The organism is Erysipelatoclostridium sp. An15 (genome assembly GCF_002160675.1).
Taxonomy (GTDB): domain Bacteria; phylum Bacillota_I; class Bacilli_A; order Erysipelotrichales; family Coprobacillaceae; genus Thomasclavelia; species Thomasclavelia merdavium.
The window spans coordinates 1-3,766 of the sequence record NZ_NFLA01000091.1 but is presented as its reverse complement, the minus strand read 5'-3'; the positions used below and the strand labels follow the sequence as shown (position 1 = coordinate 3,766).

4 protein-coding genes and 1 pseudogene are annotated in these 3,766 nt (G+C 47.7%); all 5 read right to left on the bottom strand.

Annotated features, from left to right (window positions below; translation table 11 throughout):
* Positions 1 to 227, bottom strand: a pseudogene (locus B5E92_RS14990) (YtxH domain-containing protein); the annotation flags it as partial.
* Positions 227 to 2,674: an ATP-binding protein gene (locus B5E92_RS14985; RefSeq protein ID WP_087303493.1), complete on the bottom strand. Its 2,448-nt coding sequence runs from the start codon at positions 2,672 to 2,674 to the stop codon at positions 227 to 229. The pseudogene B5E92_RS14990 and the gene B5E92_RS14985, both read right to left, overlap by 1 nt.
* Positions 2,661 to 3,050, bottom strand: coding sequence for a conjugal transfer protein (locus tag B5E92_RS14980; protein ID WP_087303491.1), 390 nt, complete (start codon positions 3,048 to 3,050; stop codon positions 2,661 to 2,663). The genes B5E92_RS14985 and B5E92_RS14980 overlap by 14 nt, the downstream gene beginning before the upstream one ends.
* Positions 3,037 to 3,177 (bottom strand): hypothetical protein, encoded by a 141-nt coding sequence (locus tag B5E92_RS15745; protein ID WP_204245294.1) that lies wholly within the window; start codon positions 3,175 to 3,177, stop codon positions 3,037 to 3,039. Before B5E92_RS15745 ends, B5E92_RS14980 begins: the two co-directional genes overlap by 14 nt.
* Positions 3,159 to 3,662, bottom strand: a complete 504-nt coding sequence (locus tag B5E92_RS14975; protein ID WP_087162156.1) for an antirestriction protein ArdA — start codon at positions 3,660 to 3,662, stop codon at positions 3,159 to 3,161. Before B5E92_RS14975 ends, B5E92_RS15745 begins: the two co-directional genes overlap by 19 nt.
* Positions 3,663 to 3,766: the final 104 nt, after the last annotated feature.

Here is a 3,766-nt window from a genome sequence, read left to right as displayed (position 1 = left end):
AGCCAGCCCCAGCTATTGTCCACATAGAAGTCAAGCTGGTAGTTTTCCAGCGGGTACTGTGAATACAGGTTGTCCGCATTGACCGTATCATCAACCAGCCCCGTGGCATGAGCCACCGTCCCGAACAGGGAGAGGAACACAACAGAGGTAAAAATGACTATCAGAGCAATCTTGAAAAAGCGAAAGAGCTTCTTTTTTGTCAGAAGCCCCTTTATCCTATCTATCATCACTCCACCTCGCTTTTCACGGGCGGTCTGGTATCAAAGGCGTGCAACAATTCTTCAAAGACAGGGTGTATCTGCACCACGCCCACACGCCCGTACAAATCTTGAAGCAGGCATTGTCCGTTCTCCAAGTCACGAAGTCGTTTCTGGTTGTTCTCGTCGTCCTTGTCGATACCGAAAAATTCAAGGGTCTGCTTTATCTCGTTGATGTCGGTACTTCTAAAGGCAAACTTCAAACCGATATTGTTTTTCAAGCTCTCCTTTGACACGTCGCCAGAGGATTGTGTGACGAAGTACACGCCCGCCTGCATAGCACGTCCAGCTCTTACCAGCTTGTTTGAGAGGGTTTCGCCCTGTGCCACGTTGAGGAACGCCCACGCTTCATCTAAATCCACGATTTTAAAAATGCTTCTGTCACTGTGGATAAAATCAAGGGCAAAGGTGGAAATGACAATCAGCATAGCCACGGACAGCAGTTCAATGGTGGTGTATTCCTCAAAGGTCGTGTCCTTATCGGGGAGTACCAAGTCTGCCACCTGTATGATGTTGAGCTGGTTGTCCAAGCTGATAGCGTTCTTAACCGTTCCGTCGGAGAACAGCAGATGTGCAAAGTCATAGTCCGTAAAACTGTCGATATGGTCGGCAATATTGCGGGCAATCGCCGTTTCCTCTCTGCGTAGCTCGTCTATCACATGGAGAAGTCCTCGCTGATCGCTCTGGGTCACGGCTCGCACCGCTTTTCTAAGGACAGGGAATTTCTCGCCGTCCCTAGAGGAAATCCCCGTAAGGAATGTGAGAATGTCTATCGCCAGACTTTCAGCATCCTTTACATTCTTCATAATCACGAACGGGTCAAGAAGCCCAGCGTTTTCCTTATCGCTGGTAAGGTTTACGATATTGATTTCATGGGCTATCTCTAGGAGCGTTTCTTTCCAGTTGCCACGCTCGCTCTTAGGGTCGAGAATGACCGCCTGTCCGCCAAAGAGGACGGAATAATAGACAATCAGATTGTTGCAGAATGATTTTCCACCGCCAAGACTTCCCACAAAGGCAGAAGCCAGAGCATTGGTGACTGTCCCCTTGATACCCTGTGAAGCAAGGGACGGCTGTAAATAGACGTTTCTTCCCGTGTCCACGGAATAGCCGATATAGATACCTGTATTCTCGCCAAGCTGTTGTGTCGCCCCAAAGCCAAGCCCAGCCAAGAAGTCCGATTTCACATACTGCACATAGTCATTGATATAACGCTTGCTGGCGGGGAGAAATTCAGAGTGAAGCCCCAGCATATCCCCAGCAGGTCGGACTAACTTTACATTGAGGTCGTCGTAGAAGTCCTTGACCTCATCACAGCGTCGTTTCAGCTCGTCGAGGTCGGGAGCAGACACACGGATAACGTAAGAAAGTTTATACATACTTTCCTTGCTCTGGTCGAGGTCGGTTTCCAATTCGTCCACGCTGTCTAATGCGTCCACCACATTTGAGCTTGTTTCACTCCCAGACTGATAGGCGTGGTTGTCCAAATCTTTCAGCTCTTTCTTCTTGTTGCGGACAGTCGATAAGGCTTTTCTGTTCCCGACGATTTCCACATTCATGCTCGTATCAACAGGGAAAGTGAACTGCTGTTGCTGGAAATAGAAGATTTCCGACGACGGAAAATCCAGCTCGCCCACAATCGCATTGACGGTAAAGTAGGACACGAAGCTCTCGCTGTCCTCATGTTCCAGCCTTATGTATCGCTGGCTTTCCTCTATCAGACAGCGGGTCGGACGGATAAGGTCATACTGCTTAATGAGCGTTGCCTTTTTCAGCTTCTTCTTTGGAAGCGAATACTCGTAGTCCTCATACGCCACGCCGTCCCTGCCGTAGATATGCTCGATAAGATAGCCGAAGTCGTTCTTGTCCAAGCGTCGGAACTTGAAACGGCGGGAGATTTTATTTTCCAGCAGTTTTTCCATTTTCATGTAGCGGTTGATTTCATCATCTGGCATGGAGATAAAGTCGTTCATCAGCGTATGGTTGACCTCATTCAAGAACTCTTTGAACGTCATAAACGCCGATTTTTTCATGCTTTCAAGGCTGACCTTTTCCTCTGTCACAATGAGCTTGAAGCCGATAAAAAAGCGGTAGTCCACTTGATTGTCCCCAATCATGGAAACAAGGGCTTCTGTCTGTTCGTCTATCTTCTGTATCGCCACATCACGAAGTCGCCCCGTTACCAGCTTCTTTGACTGCTCCTGTATGCTTCTGACGGAGCTTTCCGTTGCTATCTGCAAGGCGTGTATCTTTCCCTCACGGGACTGTGCGATAAGCTGACGGAAGCTGTCATGGACGATAAATTTCTGTTCCGCAGAGAGGAAACTGTAATTATACGGTATCAGCTCATAGTAGGCGAACACCTCATTGTCCTTGTTCCAGACAAGGTTGTTGTCGATATACTTAATCGGGAACATACATCACACTCCTAACCGCCGTGACAGTTTCGCTGAACACTCCCTTTTCCAGCTTCACGGCTTTTCCTGCATAGGTCACTTTTGGTCGCAGGGCAAACGTAATCTGCGATTTCAAGAAGCTGTAAGGCTTCTTGCCGTCAAAGGTCTTTTGGCTCATGAACCATGTGAGGGCAACGGGAATACCGAAGTATTTTAGAAACGCTCCCTCGATAAGCGATAACGGCGGTAAGTCCCCTAAGAGAATGACGGCAAATTCCGTAATGACAAACCACGTTATCTGGGTAAAGGTAACGGGAAACGGAAGAGTAAAGTCATTGATTGCGTATAAGACTTTCTCCACGTTCCAGATACCCGTGTAGCTCTTAATCTTCTTCAATTCGTTTCAGCTCCTTTCGTTGTAATGGAAAAGGACAGCCATTTTTCAGACTGTCCTTGATAGAAAAAGCTGACAGTAGCGACTTAATCTGTCGCTGATCTGCCAGCTCTAATATGGTATCTCGCATATTCCTCGGCTTGTTTCAATGAATGTCCCCTCTATGGATAAGTCCCTGCCGTATGCTTCATAGTCGATATAGTTCTGCAACGGTAGCGGTATCTCGCCCAGCACTTGTAACTCGTCAATGAAGTAATAGGCAATGTCGGTCATGTCCTCACAGTCTGGATAGAAATAAATGTCGTCCTTGTGTTCGTAGACTTCTTCCAGACTTCCATAGTGGGAAACAAACTCGTCCAGAGCGTCCGTGATATAGTCGGGAAGCTCACAAATCATCTCGTACATCTCATTGAGTTCTTGAATGGAGATATACTCCCCGATTTCAATAGGGAAGTTGTCGGTATCATGGACAGCGTATTCCTCATAATAGCTGTTCAGCCCGATACGCTCCGCAACATCTTCCTCGTCGATAGGGAAAGAGAACCAATCCCCGACAAGTTCGCCCTCGTTGTACTTGCCAAGATTAGCGATATACACCCTCATGTCGTCAACCATAGGCACACACCTCTTTTCTACGGAAGTTCATAGATACCGTGGTCGGTTTCCACAAAGCGTCCGTTGTCGTCAAGGTACTGCCCGTAGGCTTCAAAATCGAAATA

Excerpts from the sequence above, each read along its gene's own strand:
- B5E92_RS14975 (WP_087162156.1), bottom strand. The coding sequence starts at position 3,662 with ATGGTTGACGACATGAGGGTGTATATCGCTAATCTTGGCAAGTACAAC.
- B5E92_RS15745 (WP_204245294.1), bottom strand. The coding sequence starts at position 3,177 with ATGCGAGATACCATATTAGAGCTGGCAGATCAGCGACAGATTAAGTCG.
- B5E92_RS14985 (WP_087303493.1), bottom strand. The coding sequence starts at position 2,674 with ATGTTCCCGATTAAGTATATCGACAACAACCTTGTCTGGAACAAGGAC.